Origin of the sequence: Kordiimonas sp. UBA4487 (genome assembly GCF_002389025.1) — a bacterium.
Classification (GTDB): Bacteria; Pseudomonadota; Alphaproteobacteria; order Sphingomonadales; family Kordiimonadaceae; genus Kordiimonas; species Kordiimonas lacus.
On sequence record NZ_DGNR01000011.1, the window covers coordinates 830,272 to 853,449 of the forward strand.

Below are 23,178 nucleotides of genomic sequence, written 5' to 3' on the forward strand. Positions count from 1 at the left end.
CGGGGCGCTGAAGTTTGAGTGTTCCCTTCTATAGGAGACAAGAAAATGATTGATTGGTCTGGTGTATTTCCGGCGACAACAACCCAGTTCCGGGACGATGAAAGCATCGATATCGAGAGCACCCAGCGTGTGATTGATGGCCTGATCAAGGACGGTGTGCACGGCATCATCGCGCTTGGCACCGTGGGCGAGAATGTATCGCTGTCGGCGGATGAAAAGCGCCAGGTGATCGCGGCAGCCAAGGAAGTGGTCGATGGCCGCGTGCCGCTTTTGACTGGCACGGCGGAATATACCTCCAAGCTTGCGGCGGACTATGCCCGCGACGTGGAGCGCATCGGCGTGGACGGCATGATGCTGCTGCCCGCCATGGTCTATCAGGCGCAGCCGCGTGAGATCGTGGAGCATTACCGTACGGTGGCGGGCGCCACCAATCTGCCGATCATGATCTATAACAACCCGGTCTCCTACAAGATCGACATCAAGATCGAGACCATGCGCGAGCTGGCCGAGATCGACAATCTGGTGGCGGTGAAGGAATCGACCGAGGACACCCGCCGCATCATCGACCTGCAGAATGCCTTCGGTGACCGCTTTGCCATCTTCGGCGGTGTGGACGATATCGCGCTTGAGGCCCTCGCGCTGGGCGCCCAGGGCTGGGTATCGGGCCTGACCAACGCCTTCCCGGCGGAATCGGTGGCGATCTACAAGCTGATGAAAGCGGGCCGCACGGACGAGGCGCTCGAGATCTACCGCTGGTTCATGCCGCTGCTGGACCTGGATACCATCCCGACGCTGGTGCAATGCATCAAGCTGGTGGAACAGATCATGGGACGTGGCAGTGAAATGGTGCGGGCACCGCGCCTGAAACTGACTGGCGAAGAGCGCGCTTATGTGGAAGCCGTAACAAAACGGGCGATCGAGACGCGCCCGACCCTGCCTGCTGACCTTCAGGCTGCGGCGTAACCACCGTGCGGCACACGTTCCTGTGCATCGATGGCCACACGGGCGGCAACCCCGTCCGTGTGGTGCATGGCGCGGTCCCCAACTTGAGGGGCCGGACCATGAGCGAAAAGCGCCAGGATTTCCTGAAGCACCATGACTGGATCAGGAAGGCGCTGATGTTCGAGCCCCGCGGACACGACATGATGTCTGGCGCGATCATATATCCGCCTTGCTCAGACGATGCGGACGCATCGATCCTGTTTGTTGAGACGTCAGGCTGTTTGCCCATGTGCGGACATGGTCTTATCGGAACCGTAACGATTGGCCTGGAGCATGGTTTGATCACCCCACGCGTGGAAGGCCATCTTGAAATTGATGTGCCGGCGGGCCGCGTGAGCGTGACCTTCACCCGCGCGGGCGACAAGGTTACCGGCGTGCGCGTCCGCAACATCGGGTCATACCTTGCGCATGCGGGTGTGGAGATTGAGGTGGAGGGGCTTGGCCCGCTTACCGTCGACGTGTCCTACGGTGGGAATTTCTATGCCATCGTGGACCCACAACCCGGCTATGGCGGGCTGGAGCAGATGCGCCCGGCTGACATCCTGCGCTTCAGCCCAAAGGTGCGCGCGGCGGTCAACCGGGCGGTCACGGTGGTGCATCCGCTGGACGCCACGGTGCAGGGCTGCAGCCACGTGCTGTGGACCGGCGCGCCGACCGAAGACGCGGACGGCAGGAACGCTGTTTTCTATGGCGACAAAGCCATCGACCGGTCGCCCTGCGGTACCGGCACCTCGGCGCGCCTGGCGCAACTGACGGCGCGCGGCAAGCTGCGTGTGGGTGATACCTATGTCCATGAAAGCATTATCCATAGCCGTTTCACCGGCCGGGTTGAAGCGGCCACAGATGTGGGTGGCAATCCGGGCATTATCCCGTCTATAGAAGGCCAGGCCTTCGTGACGGGGCTGAACACAATTTTTGTAGACGACCGCGACCCCTTCCCGGAGGGGTTTCAGCTGGTCTGAGTATTGGGAGGGACACATGACACAGTATGACAATTTCATCGGTGGTGAATGGGTGGCGGGCGCCAAATATGCCCCCAACGTAAACCCATCGAACACCGACGACATCATCGGCGATTATGCCGTGGCGGACCGCAAGCAAGCCCTGGATGCCATTGCCGCCGCCAAGGCCGCTGCCCCCATCTGGGGCTCAAGCGGCATCCAGGCGCGCTTTGATGCGCTTGATTTTATCGCCACCGAACTGCTGGCGCGCAAGGCCGAAATCGGCGAGCTGTTGGCCCGAGAAGAAGGCAAGACGCTCGCGGAGGGCATCGGCGAAGTGGCGCGCGCCGGGCAGATTTTTAAATTCTTCGCAGGCGAAACCCTGCGCCTGACCGGCGATATCCTGCCGTCAACGCGGCCGGGTCTGAGCGTTGAAGTAACGCGGGAGCCTGTAGGCGTCATCGGCATGATCACGCCGTGGAACTTCCCGATCGCCATCCCGGCCTGGAAGATCGCGCCGGCGCTTGCGCATGGCAACACAGTGGTGTTCAAGCCTGCCGGGCTGGTGCCGGGTTCTGCCTGGGCGCTTGCTGAGATCATTTCCCGCGCTGGCCTGCCGGCGGGTACCTTCAACCTGGTGAACGGCTCGGGCCGCGAAGTGGGTGAAACCATCGTGACATCAGACGACGTGCGCGCCATCAGCTTCACCGGCAGCGTGCCAACGGGCTCAGACATCCGCAACCGGGCGGTGGCGCGCGGCGCCAAAGTGCAGATGGAAATGGGCGGCAAGAACCCGATTGTGGTGCTGGATGATGCCGATCTCGATATCGCGGTGGACTGTGCGCTCAACGGCGCCTTCTTCTCCACCGGCCAGCGCTGTACGGCCTCCAGCCGCATCATCGTGACCGAAGGCATCCATGACGCCTTTGTCGAGGCGCTGGCGAACGCGACCCAGGCGCTCGTGGTCGGTGACGCGCGTGACGGGGCGACCCAGATCGGCCCGGTGGTGGACGCCGGCCAGCTTGAAAGCAACCTCAAATATGTCGAGCAGGCTGTGGTCGAAGGCGGCACGCTGGTGTGCGGCGGTAACCGGCTGGCGGACAAGCCTGAAGGCTATTTCATGGCCCCGGCGCTGATCACCGACACCACGCCTGAGATGACCATCAACCGTGAGGAAGTCTTCGGCCCCGTGGCCAGCGTGGTGAAGGTGAAGGACTATAAGGAAGCGCTGAAGGTCGCGAATGATTGCCAGTTTGGCCTCTCAAGCGGCATCTGCACCGGCTCGCTCGAATATGCCACAGACTTCAAACGCAAGTCCGAGGCCGGGATGGTGATGGTGAACCTGCCAACGGCGGGTGTGGATTATCACGTGCCGTTCGGCGGCACCAAGGGCTCCTCCTACGGCAGCCGCGAGCAGGGCTCGTACGCCAAGGAATTCTATACCACGGTCAAGACCGCCTATACGCGGTCGGCCTAACACGATCAGGACCCCAGAGCCGGTGTCGCCAGGTAACTGACGGCACCACTCTGAGCCAACTCAGCTGTCATACCCCATGTGTTTCGAGCATCCGGGGTTGGCAGCTGTTTTTTGTGCCAGCATCGGGTCTCTCGCTAGAACTCGCGGCGGATGGTCAGGCCATATCGGGCAGGAACGCTTGCGTACACGGCATAGGTGCCTGGTTGTCCAGCTGACGGAAAACCGGCAAGAATGACCTTGTCGCTGGTGATGTTCCTGCCCCAAAGCATCAGTTCCCAACCATTGTCGAAATCGGCACCAATGGACACATTGATGGTGCTTACCTTTTTTTCGACGCTATCTGGAACGTTTGTGGCTACCGGGGTTGCGCTTTCATATTGCCAGTCTATGCGGGCGAACAGTTCCGCAGGCCCCAGCGCTTTTTTCAAGGTGATTGCCGACGAGGACGCGAACTCCGGAAAGCCGGGTACAGCCTCGCCGGAAAGGTCGACAATGCCGTCAACGCCTGAAGCACCCATAAATTCCTCAAACCTGGCGTCGAGATAGGTTCCGGCAAAATCAAGCTGCAGCCAGTCGGTAACGGAAATCGCTAGTTCTGCTTCAATGCCCCTGGATTTCTGCTTGCCGGCATTGGCAAGAATAGATGACACACCATCGAACACATTTGTCTGGAAATTTTTGATGTCCTGATCAAACAAGGCCAGGTTGAAGGTGCCAGCCTTGAACTTGGTTTTCATGCCAAACTCGACCAGACGGGTGCGCTCTGGTTCGGTAAAGCGGGTGCCTGCATACTCGCCCAAACTGACGGCGGTTTGGTCTGGCAGAAGGCCTGCTGCATCCAGCGTCTCTATGTCTGCCACTGCCGGTCGGCTGTTTCGCCCCGGATTGGCGGCTGAGGCTTTGAAGCCTGTTGAATATGATCCATAGAGGTTCACCCTGCGGGAAACACGGTACGCCAGTTTGACAGCATAAGTGAGGCCAGTGTCGGTCTTGGTGCCGTCTTCAACCGCGTTTGGAATTGGTACGACAGGCTTCAGGAATTGTAGTGCCTGCAGGCCAAGCAACTGGCCTCCGCCAAGGGTAACAAGGTTCAAGTTGGATAAGGTGTCCGTGTTCCGGGTCGCGATGGTCAGTTGTTTTTTGTCATAGGTGTAGCCAGCGCCAAGTGTGCCGGTGAGTCGGTTAGTCACGTCGAAATCGATATTGGAAAACAGGTGCAGGGAGTCACTTTCAACCTGGCCATTTGTGAAAACGCCCTGGTTTTCACCAAAGAAAAGGGTGTCTGATGGAAGCGCGCCCAATGACTTCAGGTGCTCTTCGGCAGTGATAAGGCCACCCCTGGCAAGGGCATTGCCGAGGGCCCTCATGTCAGCGCCGTATGTAATGCTTCCTTTCCTGATGTCCTCATCGTGGGCGTAGAAGGCCCCTAAAAGCCATGCCGTACTGGCGCCTCCGCCCGATAGGCGAAGTTCCTGCGTGAAGGATTTACGGTCGTTGTTGTTGGCGGCGATGGTTGCATCGAGAGAGGTGTAATCAGCATCACCAACACTGTCGCTATCATGGCTGCGAAAGGCTGTGATGGATGTAAGGACTCCTAGGCCCATGTCCCAGTCAATCTGCGCGCTGATGCCGGCGTTCGATATGCTGTTGGATCGCGGTGTGTTCTCGTTGGTCTCATAGTCAAAAATATCACCTGCAGCTGGTTCGGCGCCAACCATATCGAAGATGGCGCGGGACCGGCCGATGATGGCCGGCGCTGAATAACAGCAGGTCTCGTCAAGTCCGTCGACATCGGCGATAACGCGGACAGTCAGGTCACCAGACGGTACAAACAGCAACTGGCCTCTGGCCGCCCAGCGGTTTCTGTCCCCCAGGTCTTGCCCGTTGAAAGTGTTTTCAACATATCCATCCCGGCTGTTGTAGGAGGCTTCAATGGATGCAGCGACAGTTTCTGAGATGCCCGTTGTCACATATCCGCGCGCGATCATTTGGTCATAGTTGCCGTAGGTTAGCTCAAGCTTGCCATTTGGTTCGAATTCCGGTGCTTTGGTGATGATGGAAATGGCGCCTGCGGACGAGTTTTTACCGAACAGCGTAGACTGCGGTCCGCGCAGAACCTCCACGCGTTCGACTTGCATGAAATCCCCCAGGGACTGGCTGTTTTTGGACCGATACACGCCGTCAATGAAAACACCAACAGAGGGCTCGATGGCCGCATTGTCATTGCCGCCACCAAAGCCACGAATGCTGACCACTGTGTTCCCTGTCCTGCCGCGCTGTGTAACGGTGAGGGACGGGACAACGGATTGCAGATCGGTCAGGTCCCTGATCGCGGCTTGGTCGATGGTATTGCCGGAGATGACACTCACGGCAACAGGCACGTCCTGAAGCTGCCGTTCACGCTTGGTTGCCGTAACGATAATTTCTTCGATGGCGGAATCAGCAGCGCCAGCTCGATCTTGCGCCTGAACCGCGCCGATGCCAAGGGCCAGCATGCCGAGACCGGCGACCGATCTGGTCAGGCCAAGACAAAGATGCCTAGCACCAGATACAGGCTGCCCCACCGAGATTTTTTCCGTCAAATTGCCCACTATCAGCCAGGCATTTTTTCTAGCGGCGCCGCGTCGGAAGAACTTGTTTGGGCTGCCAAATGTTGTTCACGGTATTCGCTGGGGGTCTGATTGGTCCGGTTTTTAAAGGCTCGGTTGAAAGGCCTGAGTGAAAGATACCCGACGTCCATTGCAATGGTCAGGATCGGCACATGCCTCTCGCTTACGTCCGCCAATCGTTTTTTCGCTTCATCAATGCGGTAGTCGTTGAGAAACTGCGAGATGTTTCTGTGCCCCAGGTGCATGTTGATCAGTTTGCGCAGCCTGTGCTCCTGAACGTCTATGGATTTAGCCAGTTCGGCCACAGTCAAACCGGGTTCGCGGTAAAGGCCTTCGTCCATTTTCTGCTTCAAGATTTCCAGATTGTGCCTGTCTGCCGCTTGCAACTCAGGCAGTGTTTCGGTCGACTCACTGCGGGCATTTCTATAGTCCGATTCAAACGGGTTTTTCTCTTCCGGTCGAATGGAATGAAACAGGAAATAGGACGATAACAAGAATACCGCGAAAGACTCTGTCAGCGATATATTGTCACCATACAGGGCGTTGCTGACATACATACGTTCCAGTGTGAGCGCGGCCGTAATCAGCACGTGCCCAACCATAAACCAGATGCGGAACCTGCGGCGCTTTTCAAGAAGATCGCCAGGCATGTCAGACAGAACTTTGTATATCAGGAACAGATAGAGCCCTATCCGCATTGGGTGGGATATCTGCGCGAACAGGTCGTGTGGCACGATGTCCAGCTGAAACGCGAGGGCCCTTAATGCATACACCACCAACACTGCAATGTAGAACGGGCCAAGCCGGAAGGAATCGCTGAGCACATTGATGGTGAAAAGCCAATTGAGGACAACCACCATTCGGGCCATGAATCCCAAGACATAGCCGAACGGGCCAAACAAAGCGATTTCGTCGTAAGCCCCTGTAATCAGCCAACAAATACCTGAGGCCATTGCTGGAATGACGATGTAGGTATGGGCGAGATTTGAATGGTTGCGCGCGGCCAGGAAACAGACCCAAAACAGATTGCAGATAGCCCCATAGCGGAAGACGTTATCAAGAAGTTCCCAATGCATTGAACGTCTCTCCCCAAAAACTCAATCATGTTTCCCCGACCGACTGGGTCAGGAAACCATTTGCCAGCAGGCTTGCCCCCGCAGCGCCAACAGGCTGAGCGAAGAACCCTACAGTACGTTATGTCTTTTGACAGCCCCCACGGTCCCAAGGAGGGTATTCTTAGCCTAAAAGCATCGGTGAAGAAGGGGTTAATGGCGCCATTTTTAAAAAAAGCGCGTCATTTTTGAAAAAACAGGGCCCAAATTCGAAACTGACGAGCTTCAAACGCGGACTTTCGCCTACTCCTGCGTGCGGGCGGCACCTGGCGATATCTCCGAGCTTCCTTCCCACGGACCAAGGGGGTAAGCCGCCCAAATTTTTGCCGGGGGTGTTTGATTTCCGTATTTGCATGGGGGCAACGAATATTCCGCTGGGAAATTCGAAGTGCAAATTCGGTCGGAAAATAATCGGGAAACTTGGCTGTGGCCGGTCGCTGCTATGAACGCACTGTGATCAAGCCCAGGCACAGATCGATTGTTTTGAGATTAGGAGCAAGAGGGGAGCGGGGTCATGGAGTTTAGTGAAAAATCAATCCAGGAATTTGAAAGAAAGATCAGCGAGGCATTCGATATGCCGCGAGCATATTTCACGTTTGTAACGGAATTTCCTCGCAGGGTGATTGCTCTCGGCTTGGTATTCATTCTGGTAGCGGGTGCATTCATTCCTTCGCTCGTGAAAGACACAACGATTGATGCATTCATCGATCCAGACAATGTTGCCATCCAGTATCGGGACAAGGTGAAAGACCTGTTCGGCCTCAAGGACCCGATAATTGTCGCCATTGCCGGGCCTGATGAGAATGCAGCCTATCACCCGTCTACCCTGACGGCGGTCCGAGAGTTAACTGAAGCACTATCCGGTATGGACAATATCGACCCCGAAAAGGTCATGAGCCTCTCAACCGAGATGTCGATCCGGGGTACTTCAACAGACTTGTTTGTCGATCCCTTGATTCCGGATGGGCCGGTAACAGATGAAAGCGCAAGGCTAACGCTTGAACGTGTTTCAGCAATGCCGCTCTACCACGGCAACCTGGTGACAAATGATGGGTCCGCAACCCTGATTGTCGCGGAAGTCATTGACCAACATATCTCTGGGAAAACCTATGAGGCTGTCCTGAAGTATGTGGATGGGCTTGCCCCTGCAAATTACGAACTTCATGTCGCGGGTGGCGGTGCGGTTGACGGCTATCTTTCCGCCTATATCGACAAGGATTCAAGGCAAACCCTTCCCTTCACACTGGCGGTGATTGTCCTGATGCTGTTCCTGGCTTTCCGCACGCCGCGCAGCGTGGGCTTGCCCCTTCTTGTTATCGTCGGCACCGCAATTGGAACCATCGGTACCATGGCTGCAGTGGGCGTTCCCTATTATGCGATCACATCGGCGCTTCCCATCATTCTGGTGGGTATTTCGGTCGCTGACAGCATCCACCTGCTTACCTATTATTATTCCGAGCAGAAAGCCCATCCAGAACAGACTTCCTGTGAGCTGGTCATAGGCGCCTGCACGCAGGTCTGGCGGCCGCTGGTGATGACATCGGTCACGACGATGATCGGCTTTATCGGCATTGCCGCCACAGCCATCATGCCGCCGATGAAGTGGTTTGCAGTTTTTGCATCCCTCGGTGTCTTGATTGCAATTGTTCTTACCCTGACGGTTTTGCCTGCCGCCCTGAGTTTATGCAGGCCGCTCCCCTGCAAAGCGATTGCGGATGATGCAAAAGGCGGCTTTGTTGCGGGCTGTTTGGCCCATGTGAATCACTTTTCCATCAGGCATCCATATCTTGTATGTGCGGCTGCCGCGTTGACCATTGTTTTGGGGCTGTTTGGCGCAAGCAGCCTGGAGGTGGAGCGCGAGACGGTGCACAACTTCCGCGAAGGGGAGCCAATCCGCGAAGCTGACGCCCTTATCAATGCCCGCTTCAACGGCACCACCTACCTTGACGTGATTATCGAGACGCCGGAAGAGGGCGGCCTGTATGAGCCTGAAAACCTTAAAAGGGTGGAAGCCCTGCAGGGTTATCTCGAGAGTTTGCCGCATATCAAAGGGTCTGTTTCAATTGTCGACTATCTGAAGCAGTTGAACAAGTCCCTGAATGCTGGCGATGAGGCATATTACCGGGTGCCGGACAACCGCAATCTTGTGGAGCAGATGTTCCTGGTACATTCCGCGACCGGCGACCCGACCGACTTTGAAGAAGAGGTGGACCCAGCCTTCCAGACGGCCCTTCTGCGCGCCAATTTGAACACAAGCCTGTATTCGGACGTGAGTAAAACAGTGATCGCGGCCGAAGACTATCTGGCGAAGAATTTCGCTGATGACAGCATCAAGGCGACGCTCAGTGGACGGGCAGCGCTTGACCATCACTGGCTGTCGCCCCTCAGGGAAAGCCACTTCATGTCCCTGGGGGTATCCATTGTGCTCATATGGGCTGCTGCCGTGTTGCTGTTCCGGTCCGTCGTTGCGGGCACAATCACGCTTGTACCGGTGGTGGTTGCCATCCTGATGATCTATGCGGTCATGGGGGCGATGGGCATCTGGCTTGAGCCGGCAACATCCATGTTCGCCCCTATCGCGATTGGGGTTGGCGTTGATTTCTCAATCCATACGGTTGAGAAGATCCGGTATTACACTCGCAAGCAGGGACTGGACCTGAAGGATGCCATGGACCGCATCGCGTTCAAGTCAGGCCGGGCGCTGTTTTTTAATTTCGCTTCCATCTTTCTCGCGTTTGGGGTGTTGCTCTTCAGCGAACTGCCAACGCTCAATCGGTTCGGCGGTTTGACCACGGTTGCCCTGGGCTCCGCTTATGTCATGGCGCTGGTTGTCTTGCCCGCGATTGTGGCAGCGCTGAGTGAAGAGCGGGTCTTCAGGCCCGTGACGCGCCGGATGATGGCAACGGCCACGTCGTTGCTGGTTATCGCTGTATCGGCCGTGATGATCATGACCGAAGAGGCTGGGGCGCAGGAAACGCCCGAAGGTAGGGCACTGGCCGAAAGGATCGCAGCGCGACCCGAGCCCGACAATGTCGACCAGACAATAGAAATGGTACTGACAGACCGAAAAGGCCGGACAACAGAACGAACCGCCCGCATGTTGCGCAAGATCGGGGACGACCAGAGGCGGTCGATCATTGCCTTCTCGACCCCGTCCAGCATCAAAGATACCGCCTTCATGACCCATGACTTCAATGAGGCCGCCACAAGTGACAATCAGTGGCTTTATCTGCCTGCCCTTCGGCGGTCACGCCGGATATCCGCTTCTGATCGCGGTGACTATTTCCTGGGTACGGATTTCACCTATGAAGATATCAAGGACAGCACGAAGTTCTCGCTGACGGATTACCAGTTTCAAATGGATGGTGAAGAGAGTGTGGAAGGCAAGCAGTTTCCCGTTCTGCTGCTGACACCGGTTTCCGGTGAGGTGGCAAAGGAACTTGGCTATTCAAAGGTCCGGGTTGTTGTTGATGCCGAAAATGCGTTTCCTATCCGGGCGGATTATTGGGATGTGGCTGGCAACAGGCTGAAGACGATCACGCTGGATGACCGGGTCATGCTCGACGGTTTCTGGACAGTCCAGACCATCACAGCCGAAAACCACAAGACGGGGCATAGCACCCGGTTCAAGATTTCAGATATTGATTATGGTGTCCAACTTCAGCTTTCGGCATTCACCGAGCGCAAGCTTCGCGCAGGGTTTTAATCGTGCGGCGAATTTGGTTGGTTTTGAGTGCCGCGTTTATGGCGGACGGGGCACCGGCAAACGCACAGGGTCTGGATATCAGCGCCGTACTGGAAGCCCGCTATGCTTTCGGCACGCAGTCCGGGCGAAGCCAAAGCGCGGAGCTTGAGTTTCGCCCCAAATGGGACCTGGCGTTTTCAGATGCCTGGGAATTCCGGGGCGAGGTTCGTATCAGGGCCGATGCCTTTGACCGGCTGGAGGTTGGGCGGCCCAGCCAGGAAACGATATCGGCGCTGACAAAAAGGGTGTTGATCGGGCAATCGACCGAGATTGAGCTGCGGGAGGCCTATCTCCAGTATTCAGGTGACCTTTCAACAGTTCGCATCGGCAAGCAACAGATTGTCTGGGGACGGTCTGACGGCATCAAGGTGCTGGATATCGTGAACCCGCAATCCTATCGGGAATTTGTGCTCGATGATTTCGATCAGTCGAGAACACCCCTTTGGAGTTTGCTGCTGGAGCGGACAATCGGGGGGCTGGATTTTCAGGGCTTCTGGATTCCTGACCGCAGTTTCAATGAAGCCCCCCCAAGGGGCTCAGTTTTTGAGATCACTGCCCCCGAATTCGTGCCGACATTCTGGCAGGCACCTCCCTATCCGGTAAGCCTTCAGGAAACAGAGCGTCCCCAAGGCGGCCTGGACGCCAGCGAAGTCGGGTTCAAGGTATCAGGGCTGATCGGCAACTGGGACTTCAGCCTGAATTACCTCCATACCTTCGAGGATACTCCGTTCTTCGATCTTGAAATCGTCCCGCCTGCGCTGGCGATCACGCCACAGTTCAACAGGGTCGATATTCTGGGCGGGTCCGTTGCCAATTCCTGGGGCGATTTTACCGTGCGCGGGGAGGCCACTTATACGATGGACGCAAATATCCCGGTAGGCTTGCTGCCGTCGGATACCCTCACTCCTGCCAGAGCCGATGTGTTTAAATATCTGATAGGCATCGACTATTTTGGCATTCCAGATACCTTTGTCAGCGCCCAGTTTTTTCAGAAAATCAATATGAGCAAAGTGCCGAATGCGTTGTCTCCTGATGTGGAAGAATTGTCGACAGTGACAGTCAGGCATGACCTCCCGGGCGGGGACTGGCAGTTGGATTTCAGGTGGTATGCGAACCATGACAGCAATGACGGGCTTTTCAGAATGCTCGCCAAACGCAGGATCAATGACAGGATGACAGCGTCCGTTGGCGGCGACTTTTTCTATGGCAGGAAGGACGGCATTTTCGGCCAGTTCGGCGAGGCAGACCGGGTGTATTTTTCTGTCGCCTATCACTATTAGCGGGCAATGCGGGAAAGCTATAGGCCGGCCGCCGTCTTGCTGCAAAGCACTGCATTGAACCAAATTGAGATAGGACAGGTGCTGCCACAAAGCCTGTCATGCCTTCCTTTGTTAAGTCGCGCAGTAGGTGGGATGTTTCCCGTGACAATGGGAAGTTTTGGCGTGCATTTGCATGCCAGCAACCAGCCTCAATAAAGAGTGTAAGACAGGATCAATGTCACGACAAAGCCTGTCAGGCCAATGAGGCTTGCCGAGATGGTCCAGCTTTTCAGCGTTGCGGCGGGGCTGAGCGAGAAATAGCGGCTGACCAGCCAGAACCCACTGTCGTTAACGTGCGACGCGGCGGTTGCGCCGGCGGCGATGGCAATCACGGTCAGGGCGGTTTGCTGGGGGCTGAGCGACAGCGTGTCCACAAGGGGGGCTGTCAGGCCCGCGGCTGTGATCATGGCGACCGTGGCTGACCCCTGGGCGACCCGGACAATCAGCGCCAGGACAAACCCGGCGACCAGCGGTGTCAGCCCCATGTGGGCTGCCCCATTTGCAAGGCTTGCCCCGGCCCCTGTATCCACGAGTATCTGCTTGAAAGCGCCGCCAGCGCCGGTCACCAATATGATGGCGCCCGCGGGCTCCAGCGCGCGTTCGCAGACATTTCTGAAGGCAACCCGTTTCTCTGTGTCGGCTGGTCTGAACAGGCCGTAGGCAAGGCCACAGGAAACCAGCAGCGCGGCAAAGGGGTGGCCTGCGAACTGTATGAATTCGACCATGGGGCCCTGGCCGGCTACCAGGGGGGCGAGCGTGGCGGCAAGGATCAACAGCAGCGGCAGAATAATCACCGCCAGGGCCTTGGCGGCATGGGTGCGCGGCCACGGCTGTGCAGCAGGGGCGGCAGCCTTGGATGTCTCAGCAGCCTGACCGGGATGATCGGCCTGAAAGCCGGTGCGCCTGAGAATAGCGGCCCAGCCGGGGCCCGCAACCAGCATGGCGGGAATGCCGGCGGCGGCACCAAAAAGGGCAACCCAACCGATATCAGCCCCCAGAAGGTGTGCAACAGCCATCGGCCCGGGCGTTGGCGGCACAAAGGCATGGGCCGTTGCAAGCCCCGCCAGAAGCGGAATCGCCAGATAAATGGGTGGCGTGCCCGACCGTGCGGCAAGGGCGAAGACAATAGGCGCCAGGATGATCAGCCCAACATCGAAAAACACGGGAATCGCGACGAGGGTGCCCAGGCACCCAAGCAGCCACGGCACACGGCGCGCGGCGACATTCTTCAGCAGCCGGTCAGCCAGCGCTTCAATGCCGCCACTGGCCTCCAGGAGGGCCCCGAAGATGGACCCGAGCCCCACGATTATGGCAATGAAACCCAAGGTGCCGCCCATGCCTGACTGGACGCTTTCGATCACACGCATCGGCGGCATGCCGGCGGCAAGGCCCGCAATAAGCGTGGACAGCAGAAGCGCAAGAAAAGCCGACATGCGGAACTTCAGCACAAGCATCAGCAACAGCGCGACAGACCCGCCTGTGGCCATGAGGGGTATGGCTGTGTCAGTCATGCCAGCCGGTCCCGGTTGCGATTGTCGGGACTGCCAGAAGCCGGTCACCGGAGGTGATGAACAGGGTGCGGCCGTCCTGGCCGAAAGCGCAGTTGGCGGTGGCACTGTCCAGCCGGATCATGCCCAGAAGCTTCCCGCTTGGTGCCAGCACGAATATGCCGCCGGGCCCGGTGGCAAACAGATGCCCGCTGGCCGTGACGGCCATGCCGTCGGGCAGGCCCGGCCAGCCTTTGGCCAGATAAGGTGACGCGTCGAAGAAGGTTTGGCGGTGCGTGAAGCGACCGTCGACTTTCTCGTATCTATAGATAATTGGGCTGGCCGGATCGGAGACGGCTACATAGAGGAAGGCACCGTCAGGCGAGACGGCCAGCCCATTGGGGAGGCTCAGGCGTGCGTCGACCAACGTGGCCGGCGTGCTGGGCGCCACGGCATAAACGCCGTGGTGGGGAAGTTCCTTGAGCGGGGATTTTTCAATACCGGCAAGCCCATAGGGCGGATCGGTGAAATAGAGAGTGCCGTCGGGCCCGACGGCAAGGTCGTTCGGGCTATTGAGGCGGTGGCCTTCAAAACGGTCAATCACTGTCTCGCGCTGGCCGGTTGCAAGGTCCATGCGCTCTACCGCCCGGGCGCCATGGTTGGCGATCAGCAAGCTACCGTCTGGCGCATACAAAAGGCCGTTTGTGCCCGCCTCGCGAAAGCCTTCAGGGTTTTTCTCCGGGTGCCCTGATGGGTCCAGAAAGACCTCAAGGCCCCGAGTTTCCGACCACATATAGGCTTTGTTTTCGGGAACGTCCGAGAAATACAGCCGGTTGCGCTGCCTGTCCCATGCTGGCCCTTCTGCCCAGGTGAAACCGTCTGCCAGGTAGCGGATTTCAGCGCTTTCGGCCAGAACTTCGTCCAGGGCCGGATCAAGCCGGACGATATGATCCTCGGCGTGTGCCAGCGCGCTTGCAAGCAGGGTCGCAAGCGCCAACAGAAAGGGGAAGCGCATGGGGCTATCTCCCGATCATGCTTTGAAACGCCTTGATGCTGCGCGTCAGGGTTTCCATTGGTGCCGGGCTGTTGTCGCGCTCGATAAAGAAGTGCTTTACCCCGGCTTTCCTGAGCGGGGCATAGAGGCCCCCAAAATCGATCGAACCATCGCCGACGTCCACAATGCTGCCGTCTGCGCCATAGTCTTTGACATGCACGCAAGGGAAGCGGCCGGGATGCGCCTGGACAAGGGGGAGTGGCTCAACACCCGCGACCCTGGTCCAGTACAGGTCCAGTTCGAACTTCACCAGATTGCGGTCCGTATTGTTCAGGAAAATATCATAGCCGCGCAGGCCGCCATGATTTTCAAACTCGAATTCATGGTTATGGAACCCAAGCTGGATACCAGCGGATTTGGCAATCTCACCGTTCTTGTTCAACAGTTCGGTGATGGCGTAATAGCGCTGAACTGTCCGGTCCTCAGGTGGCAGCCAGGACAGGAACAGATTCTTGTGTCCGAGCACTGTGGCTGCCTCAACGGCAGCCTCGAAATTTTCCTTGAACACTTGGTGCGAGACATGTGCCGACGGGGCGGTCAGGCCGCTTTCGGCCAGCCAGCCCTTGATGTCGGCATAAGACTGATCAAAGTATCCGGCGAATTCCACTTCCTGGTATCCGAGCGCACCAATCTGCGCCAGTGTTCCGGCCACATCCTGGGCCATCAGATCCCGGACGGTATAAAGCTGCACGCCGATGGGCTGTGCGCTGGCGTTGGCCGCGCCACACGCCGACAAAAGCGTTGGGACTGCGAGAGCTGTGCCCGTAAGGGCGGCGGCACGCAGAAAGGACCGCCGGGTGATCGGACGTTGTGTCATTAGAGGGCTCCTGCTTTCATCTGTTCATCGGCGAACGCGGCAGCGCGTGCCGACAAGGCCATGAATGTCAGGGACGGGTTCTGGCACGCCGATGATGTCATGCTGGCGCCGTCCGTTACAAAAAGGTTGCTCACATTGTGGCACTGGTTGTGACGGTTCAGGTAGCTGTCGTCCGCCGTGTGGCCCATACGGGCGGTGCCCATTTCATGGATCACGATGCCGGGAAAACTTTCTTCGCTATAGGGCTGAACTTTCGTATAGCCCGCAGCGCGCAGCATTTCTGTCGCGGTATTTCGCATGTCTTCTTTCATGCGCAGTTCATTAGCGCCATATTCACAGCTGATTTCCAGGATGGGCATGCCCCACTGATCAGTCTCGGTGGTGCTCAGAGAGACGGAATTCTCATGCTGGGGCAGCATTTCGCCAAAGCCCTGCAGTGTGAAGGTCCAGGGCCCCGGTTTCTGAACGCGTGCCTTGAGGTCTTTGCCAATCCCTTCTGCGCCGATGGCCGCCCGCCAGCTCAGCCTTTGGGCTTCGCCCTGCATGCCGTAGCCACGCAGGAAGGCATCGGTTTTCTCCGTCACGTTCCGGAACCGGGGAACATAAAGCGACGTAGGCCGCCGCCCGGCGTAATAGACATCTTCATAGCCGTCCACAACGGCGTTGGCGCCCGCCCCCTTGATATGGTCCATCAGATAATGGCCAAGGGCACTGCCGGTGTTGCCGATCCCGCGCGGGAACTCTGCGCTTTTGGAATTCAAAAGGATTTGCGTTGTCGCCAGCGTGGAGGCGCAGACAAAAACCACCCGGGCAGAGATAAAGACCCGCTCGCCAGTGGTGATGTCGATCATGCGCACGCCGGACGCCCGCTTTGTTTTGGCGTCATACACCACTTCCTGCACCATGGCATTGGGCACCAGCGTCATGTTGCCGGTCCGGTCTGCCGCAGGCAGGGTGGCAGACAGGCTTGAGAAATACCCGCCCCAGGAACAGCCGGCCTGGCATTCATTTCTTGCCTGGCAAGGGCCGCGCCCCAGCTCCAGCTGTTCGTCGGTTGGTTCGGTCAGGTGAGCGGCGCGTCCGATAATGATTTTCCGGCCCGGATAGGCTTTTTCCACCTTGGCCTTGGCGTCCAGCTCCACCGGGTTCATGTCGAACGGTTTCTGGAATACGCCATCTGGAAGCTGTGGCAGGCCTTCTTTTGACCCACTGATGCCGGCGAACCGCTCAACATAGTCGTACCAGTCCTTCAGGTCGTCATACCGGATCGGCCAGTCACAGCCGTGGCCGTCCTGCTTGTTGGCCTGAAAGTCCATTTCGCTGAAGCGGTAGGAGTGCCGGTGCCACAGGACGGATTTACCGCCCACACGGGCGCTTCTGATCCAGTCAAACCGCTTGCCGTCCTTTTCCTTGAAAGGATAGTCGCTGTCTTTGATGAAATGGCGTTTGGTATATTCGTTGAACGCGTAGCACAGGCTGCTTTTTTCATAATCGCGTTCGATTTCTTCCTTGGAAACACGGCCCCGGTTCGGCATCTCCCACGGTGCCTTGCCTTCGTTTTCATAACCCGCGCCATGCTCAAGCGGGGCGCCGCGGTCCAGTACGGCGGTTTTATAGCCGCGTTCGCACATTTCCTTGGCCACCCAGCCGCCCGACATGCCCGAGCCGACGATAAGAACATCGAAGTCAAAATTGTCTGATGTATTTGTCATGTTGACCACGCTTTCGTCTCACTTGTAACGGGTATGATGGTGTAGCCGCCGGGGACGGGGTCGTAGGCCAGCTCTTCCGCTGCCCCCACTTCCGATGTGTAATAACCAATCAGCACCAGCTCCTTGAGCTGTCGGTAAAAGCGGTATTTTTCCGGCAAGTCATGCAGGCTGCTGTCAATGCCTGCGATCAGGTTGGTTTGGGCAGTGATATCCTGCCGCGGGAAATCGGGGTGGGCCTCCAGAAAGCCGTCCAGGCCGTCAACAAAAGCCTGCGCTTCCTCCTTCAACAACCAGTTTGCCATTGCCGTGCGTATGAACGCCGGGACGCCCGCACCGGATGCGCCGGGGGTGTCCGTTTCCGGAATGATGATATCGGCCATGATGGTGATGGCCTTCATTTGTGGTTCTGAAAGGGTCGCCTTCCTGAATGCGCCGGCACTGCCACTTCCATGCAGTGCCTTGACGGATGCGGGCAACAAAGCGCCCCCCATCAGTGCTGCGACGCCCACCAGAATTTGTCTTCTGTCAAGCATATGGGGCCTTCCCACTTTTCCCTATGCAACCAAAATGAAACCGGTTACATTCCCTGAAAACTACCATATTACGCTTTCTCGAATTTGCAACAGCTAATTCTAAAGTAAAGTAAAACATGCCGAAAAAAAGGGGATGCACGTAATGAGTATGGACAGAGCCATTGTGGTGATGGGGGTCAGCGGGTGCGGCAAGTCAACGGTTGGTCGCCAGTTGGCGGACCGATTGGGGTTTGTGTTCCAGGACGCGGACGATTTTCACCCAGCGGTCAACGTGCAGAAGATGCGGGACGGTATTGCCCTGACGGACGCGGACCGGGAACCCTGGTTGATGGAGCTGGCCACCTTGCTTGAAGCCGAAGTGGCAGCGCGCGGCGGCGTTGTTCTGGCATGCTCGGCCCTGAAGGACAGCTACCGCCGCATGCTTTCGTCGGGCCGGGTCATTCCCCGGTTCGTTTATCTTGAAGGCACGAAAGAGCTGATCGCTGACCGGATGGCCAGACGGGCAGGGCACTTTATGCCCGTCGGACTACTGGATAGCCAGTTTGAAACGCTTGAAGTGCCTGGCGCCGCCATTTGCGTTGACATCGCAAAGCCCGTACCGGCAATTGTGGCCGAGATTGAGGAAAAGCTGTTGGCGCCAGATAGTTAATTCAGACTGTAAATGCTGACTATAGATATTGGCGGAGGAAAGCGCCGCTTTCTGTCAGGGCGCGCTTGCGTTCATCCAGCGAGCTTTCATAATCGCTGTCTTCCACTTCGATACAGAAAGCGCCGTTGAAGCCGCTGGCCTTGAGAGCAGCCACATATTCTTTCCAGTCGATATCGCCGCGACCCGGAATGCGCGGATCGTGATATGACAGCGGCACAGCCATGGTGCCAACATCATCCAGTTTTTCCCGGTCGACCTTCACATCCTTGGCGTGGGCATGGAAGAAGCGCTTGTTGAATTCCTTGAGTGGCTTCAGGTGGTCCATCTGCATCCAGATCAGGTGCGATGGGTCATAGTTCAGGCCGAAATAATCGCTGCCAAGGTCTTTGAACATGCGCCGCCAGATTGCCGGGCTGTAAGCCAGGTTTTTCCCTGCGGGCCATTCGTCGTCTGTGAAATACATGGCGCAGTTTTCAATGGCGATGAAAACGCCGCGTTCCTCGGCAAACTGCATCAGTGGCTTCCACACTTCAAGGAAGCGCGGCCAGTTGTCTTCAACTGACTTTGTCCAGTCGTTGCCGACAAAAGTGGTCACAAGGTCAAGCCCCATAAGGTGAGACGCCTCGATCACCTTCTTCAGGTGATTGAGGCTGGTTTCGGCTTCTTCGGCATCTGGGCTCAGGAGATTCGGGTAATAGCCAAGCGCACTGATGCTGACGCCCTTCTTCTCGCAGTAGCCCAGCGCCTTTTCGGCGTCCGCCTTGGTAAAATTGGTGACGTCCAGGTGTGTGACGCCAGCATATTTCCGGTCTGCCTGCCCGACAGGCCAGCACATGATTTCGACGCACTCGAAGCCATTTTCCGATGCAAAATCGATTACTTCCTCGAAGCTCAGGTCGGCCAAGATGGCACTTTGAAAACCAAATTTCATAAAACTTTCCTACTTTTAACCGACATCAACCCAAGAGCTCTGCTGATGGCTCTTCAGTATCGCTTCGCACAACTGGAGTTCCCTGTGGCCGTCTGAAAAGGTGGGGAAGGGTGGCAGTGCTGCCATGTCCCCGGCTTCGAGATAGTCATAAAAATCGCGGAAACAGTGTTTGAATGTATCCGGATAGCCTTCGGCGTGACCGCCAGGGTAGGACGCATGCCGCGCAGCGGACGGGCTCAAGCCGCCCGGGTCCTTGACAATTGTCTGGTTCGGCCTGTCCCGGTGGCCGACCCACAGCTCGTCCGGCGTTTCGCTGTTCCATGCGACAGCACCCTGGTCACCCGAGATTTCATACCGAATCGTGTTCTTCCGGCCAGATGCCACCTGCGACACGGTAAAGCTGCCCATCAGGCCGTCATCCATCCTGAACAGGATGTTGGCGCAGTCTTCGGTATCAACGGTGACGGTGCTTTGGTCCTTCGGGTTCTGGCGGGTGGGGTGCACGGTGGCGAGATCGGCGAAAACCTTCTGGATCTTGCGCCCGGAAATCATCTGCACCATGTCCATCCAGTGGGTGCCGATATCGGCGACAACCCGCAGGGCACCACCCTTCGCGCTGTCCACGCGCCAGTTGAAATCGGTTTCGAACTGCAGCCAGTCCTGAATATAGCAGCCATTGATATGGAACAGGCGCCCGATCTTGCCTGACGTGACAAGCTCGCGCGCCTCGAAATTCAGCGCATAATACCGGAGGTTATAGCACACAGCCGCCGCGACACCTGAGGTGCGCGCCGCCGTTACCAGGGCTGCCGTTTCATCGGAATTGAGCGCCAGCGGCTTTTCGCACATCACATGCTTGCCTGCCTCCAGCGCTTTTTTCACCATATCGAAATGCAGGTTGTTGGGCACACAGATGTGAACGACGTCAACGCTTTTGTCTGCAATCAGTTCGTCATAGTCCCGGTAGGCCTTCGGAAGCCCCAAGGCCTGCGCCTCGGCTTCAGCCTTCTGCGCAGAGCTGCAGGCAATACCGGCAACCCGCACGCCCAGCCGCCGCAGCGCCTCGAGGTGCGTGGTGCCCATAAATCCTGAACCGACAATGGCGGCTGAAAATCGATACATGATTGCTTCCCTTTGCCCACCTGGGGCATATCCTTTGTTGAACAGTTTTGTAACCGGTTACATTTTAGCTTGTCAAGTCTATCAAAAATTTCTTAACCTTATTTTTGGGAAGGCGATGGCATGTCGGATGTGCCAAGGTGCCGAAGGAGAAAATTGTGTCAGCTTCAGTTTATGCGCGCCTGAGCGCGATGATGTTCGTTCAGTTCTTTATTTGGGGCGCCTGGTTTGTCACCCTTGGGACCTATCTGGCGCGAATCGGGTTTTCCGGATCTGATATCGGGTTCGCCTATCTTACCAACAACATCGGCGCGATGGTGGCGCCCTTTTTTGTCGGCATGATCGCCGACCGCTTTTTCCCTTCGCAGAAAATCCTGGGAGTGTTGCATATTGCGGGTGCGGCAGTGCTTTTCACCGTCTCCGATCTTGAAGCCCAATCGGCCATCATCATCGGCCTGGTGCTTTATAATATTTGCTATATGCCGACCTTGGCACTTGTGAATGCAGTTTCCTTTGGGGCCATGGAAGTGCCCGACACCCAGTTCCCGAAGGTACGGGTTTGGGGCACGCTGGGCTGGATTGCTGCGGGTCTTGCGATCAGCTTTGTCTTGTCCGGATTCGTTGAAGGGGTTGAGGCTACGTCCCTGCCGATGAAGCTGGCTGCTGCTGCCTCCCTGGTGCTGGGGCTGTATAGTTTCACGCTGCCAAACACGCCTCCGCAGAATGCCGGTGCCAAGGTGACCGTGAAGGAACTTCTGGGCTTTGACGCGCTGTCGCTTCTCAAGGACCGGTCATTTGCGGTTTTTGCGCTGTGCTCGCTCCTGGTGTCCATTCCGCTCGCCTTCTATTATGCCTTTACCAACCTGTTTCTGAACGAAGCGGGTATGACGTCGGTTGCGGCAACCATGAGCCTTGGTCAGGCGTCTGAAGTGTTGTTCATGGTTCTCATGCCGCTCTTTTTTGTGCGCCTGGGCGTGAAATGGATGCTGCTTGCCGGCATGCTGGCCTGGGTGGCCCGCTACGCTTTCTTTGCCCTTGGGGATTGGGACACAAGTGCCTGGATGCTCTATGCCGGCATTCTGTTGCACGGCATCTGCTATGACTTCTTCTTTGTCACGGGGCAGATTTACGTGGACCGGAAAGCCGATAAATCCATCAGGGCCAGCGCCCAAGGCTTCATTGCCTTGCTGACTTACGGTGTTGGGCTGGCCATTGGGTCGGTGCTGGCGGGGGCAACCGTTGACTATTTCACGGCCGAGGGTGTCAAGGAATGGTCCGCCATTTGGTGGGTGCCTTGCATTTTCGCAGCATTCGTGGCTTTGTTATTTCAACTGCTGTTTCGGGAGGATAACAAACCAAAGGCAGCAGATGAGCTCCCTGCATAGCGGCGTCTTGCTTGGGTTCTCAGTTAGCAGGCAGCATAGATCCGGGGGCGGGCAATGACAAACATTCGGGAAGTGGCGAAGAAAGCCGGCGTGTCAGTGGCGACCGTGTCACGGGCGATGCAAAAGCCCGACGTTGTATCGGAAAAGACGCGCAAGAAGGTTGAAGAAGCCGCCAGGGACGTTGGCTACAAGCCCAATATGATGGCGCAGGTTTTCCGGTCCAAGAAAACCTATTCCATTCTGGTGCTGGTGCCCGATATGTCGAACCCATTCTTCGCCCGGGTGATCAGCGGCATTCAGAAGGCCGCGCGGGCGCGGGGCTATAATGTGGTGCTGGGCAATACCCTGGGCAATATCAAGACAGAGCAGGAGCTGGCGCAGCTTCTGCTGACCAGCCAGACCGACGGCATTATCCAGCTGAGCGCACGCTATCCGCTTGATGACCGGGAACGGAAATCCGGCCAGGCCCTGCCCATCGTCAACTGCTGTGAATGCGTTGATGATGGCAGTATGCCGACCATCCAGCTGGATAACAAAGAGGCGGCTAAAGCCATCATCAATTATTTGATTGGTCTGGGGCACCGCCGAATCGGTGTTATCGCCGGGCCGCCCCAGAGCCCGCTGACGCGGGACCGGATGGCGGGCTATAGGGAAGCCCTTGAAAGCCAGGGTCTTGTCTATGACGAGAGCCTGGTTGTTGAGGGGGATTATTCCCTGGAGGCGGGGGAAAAGGGTGCCCGGTTGTTGCTGTCAGGCGATCAGTCCCCGACGGCGCTTTTCTGCTTCAACGATGAAATGGCCTTCGGGGCCATGCGGGGCATAAAACATGCCGGGTACGGCGTACCTGCCGATGTGTCCGTGGCCGGATTCGATGACCTGCCGTTCTCCAAATATATGGAGCCCGCGCTGACCAGCGTCCGGCAGCCATCGGAAGAATTCGGGCCTGCCGCCGTCAGCCAGTTGTTCAAGATGATTGATGGGCAGGAGATCACCAGACGGAATCAGTTGATGCCGTTCGAGCTGGCGATCCGCGCCAGCACCGGCCCAGCCCCGAAATCCGAATAGAATTTTGTTACATTTTGGCCCGGTCCGAATTGTCATCTTTGATAAATCTATCAATTAAAACCCAATAAAAACATGTGGTTATAATTTTTGTTCAAAAATATCGAACAGATTGAAACTTTTGCTTTGCATAATGTAACCGGTTACATTATGGTTTGTTTAGTACCAAGGCATGCACCGCCGTGGAAGGGGGTGTGTGTGGGATGGGGCAAATCGCGTGTTTG

At 57.2% G+C, this 23,178-nt stretch carries 17 protein-coding genes; 8 read left to right on the top strand and 9 right to left on the bottom strand.

All coding sequences use genetic code 11. The features are described from left to right. Window positions 1-45: 45 nt before the first annotated feature. Genes B3Z17_RS09390 through B3Z17_RS09400 form a run of 3 tightly spaced genes read left to right on the top strand, consistent with a single transcriptional unit; the run spans window position 46 to window position 3,420 of the window. The gene (locus B3Z17_RS09390; RefSeq protein WP_286829557.1) at window positions 46-963 is read left to right on the top strand and encodes a dihydrodipicolinate synthase family protein; all 918 of its coding nucleotides are present in this window, start codon (window positions 46-48) and stop codon (window positions 961-963) included. 5 nt (window positions 964-968) lie between these two features. Beyond that, on the top strand, window positions 969-1,964 hold the full coding sequence (locus tag B3Z17_RS09395; RefSeq protein ID WP_286829558.1) for a 4-hydroxyproline epimerase: 996 nt from the start codon (window positions 969-971) through the stop codon (window positions 1,962-1,964). Window positions 1,965-1,980: 16 nt separating this feature from the next. Then, window positions 1,981-3,420 carry an aldehyde dehydrogenase family protein gene (locus B3Z17_RS09400; protein ID WP_286829559.1) on the top strand — a complete coding sequence of 480 codons (1,440 nt, stop codon included), beginning with the start codon at window positions 1,981-1,983 and terminating at the stop codon, window positions 3,418-3,420. A 134-nt stretch (window positions 3,421-3,554) separates the two neighbouring features. Here the strand turns inward: B3Z17_RS09400 and B3Z17_RS09405 are convergent, their stop codons facing one another. Both B3Z17_RS09405 and B3Z17_RS09410 read right to left on the bottom strand, forming a co-directional pair. After that, on the bottom strand, window positions 3,555-5,984 hold the full coding sequence (locus tag B3Z17_RS09405) for a TonB-dependent receptor (RefSeq protein WP_286829560.1): 2,430 nt from the start codon (window positions 5,982-5,984) through the stop codon (window positions 3,555-3,557). A 29-nt stretch (window positions 5,985-6,013) separates the two neighbouring features. Beyond that, complete coding sequence (locus B3Z17_RS09410) at window positions 6,014-7,105, bottom strand: helix-turn-helix transcriptional regulator (protein ID WP_068309184.1); 1,092 nt, start codon at window positions 7,103-7,105, stop codon at window positions 6,014-6,016. 550 nt (window positions 7,106-7,655) lie between these two features. Here B3Z17_RS09410 and B3Z17_RS09415 point away from each other — a divergent pair. Continuing rightward, window positions 7,656-10,847 carry an outer membrane lipoprotein-sorting protein gene (locus tag B3Z17_RS09415; protein ID WP_286829561.1) on the top strand — a complete coding sequence of 1,064 codons (3,192 nt, stop codon included), beginning with the start codon at window positions 7,656-7,658 and terminating at the stop codon, window positions 10,845-10,847. A 2-nt stretch (window positions 10,848-10,849) separates the two neighbouring features. Beyond that, window positions 10,850-12,166 (top strand): DUF1302 family protein, encoded by a 1,317-nt coding sequence (locus B3Z17_RS09420; protein WP_286829562.1) that lies wholly within the window; start codon window positions 10,850-10,852, stop codon window positions 12,164-12,166. A gap of 188 nt (window positions 12,167-12,354) precedes the next feature. On the opposite strand, the gene B3Z17_RS09425 is transcribed toward B3Z17_RS09420, so the two are convergent. From B3Z17_RS09425 to B3Z17_RS09445, 5 genes are read right to left on the bottom strand one after another with little or no spacing between them, the layout of a single operon-like run. Next, on the bottom strand, window positions 12,355-13,716 hold the full coding sequence (locus B3Z17_RS09425) for a gluconate:H+ symporter (RefSeq protein WP_286829563.1): 1,362 nt from the start codon (window positions 13,714-13,716) through the stop codon (window positions 12,355-12,357). Beyond that, the gene (locus B3Z17_RS09430) at window positions 13,709-14,707 is read right to left on the bottom strand and encodes an SMP-30/gluconolactonase/LRE family protein (RefSeq protein WP_286829564.1); all 999 of its coding nucleotides are present in this window, start codon (window positions 14,705-14,707) and stop codon (window positions 13,709-13,711) included. The genes B3Z17_RS09425 and B3Z17_RS09430 overlap by 8 nt, the downstream gene beginning before the upstream one ends. Before the next feature lie 4 nt (window positions 14,708-14,711). Next, window positions 14,712-15,563, bottom strand: coding sequence for a sugar phosphate isomerase/epimerase family protein (locus B3Z17_RS09435; RefSeq protein WP_286829565.1), 852 nt, complete (start codon window positions 15,561-15,563; stop codon window positions 14,712-14,714). Next, window positions 15,563-17,275: a GMC oxidoreductase gene (locus B3Z17_RS09440; RefSeq protein WP_286829566.1), complete on the bottom strand. Its 1,713-nt coding sequence runs from the start codon at window positions 17,273-17,275 to the stop codon at window positions 15,563-15,565. Before B3Z17_RS09440 ends, B3Z17_RS09435 begins: the two co-directional genes overlap by 1 nt. Further along, complete coding sequence (locus B3Z17_RS09445; RefSeq protein ID WP_286829567.1) at window positions 17,272-17,808, bottom strand: gluconate 2-dehydrogenase subunit 3 family protein; 537 nt, start codon at window positions 17,806-17,808, stop codon at window positions 17,272-17,274. Before B3Z17_RS09445 ends, B3Z17_RS09440 begins: the two co-directional genes overlap by 4 nt. Window positions 17,809-17,950: 142 nt before the next feature. Between B3Z17_RS09445 and B3Z17_RS09450 the strand changes: the two genes are divergently transcribed. Next, a complete protein-coding gene (locus B3Z17_RS09450; protein WP_286829568.1) occupies window positions 17,951-18,457 on the top strand; it encodes a gluconokinase in 507 nt (168 codons plus the stop codon). 19 nt (window positions 18,458-18,476) lie between these two features. Here the strand turns inward: B3Z17_RS09450 and B3Z17_RS09455 are convergent, their stop codons facing one another. Continuing rightward, window positions 18,477-19,388 carry a sugar phosphate isomerase/epimerase family protein gene (locus tag B3Z17_RS09455; RefSeq protein ID WP_286829569.1) on the bottom strand — a complete coding sequence of 304 codons (912 nt, stop codon included), beginning with the start codon at window positions 19,386-19,388 and terminating at the stop codon, window positions 18,477-18,479. Between the two features lie 15 nt (window positions 19,389-19,403). Beyond that, window positions 19,404-20,510, bottom strand: coding sequence for a Gfo/Idh/MocA family protein (locus B3Z17_RS09460; RefSeq protein WP_286829570.1), 1,107 nt, complete (start codon window positions 20,508-20,510; stop codon window positions 19,404-19,406). Between the two features lie 155 nt (window positions 20,511-20,665). Between B3Z17_RS09460 and B3Z17_RS09465 the strand changes: the two genes are divergently transcribed. Continuing rightward, window positions 20,666-21,892, top strand: coding sequence for a nucleoside permease (locus B3Z17_RS09465; RefSeq protein ID WP_206595009.1), 1,227 nt, complete (start codon window positions 20,666-20,668; stop codon window positions 21,890-21,892). A 54-nt stretch (window positions 21,893-21,946) separates the two neighbouring features. Continuing rightward, complete coding sequence (locus B3Z17_RS09470) at window positions 21,947-22,957, top strand: LacI family DNA-binding transcriptional regulator (protein WP_068309212.1); 1,011 nt, start codon at window positions 21,947-21,949, stop codon at window positions 22,955-22,957. Window positions 22,958-23,178: the final 221 nt, after the last annotated feature.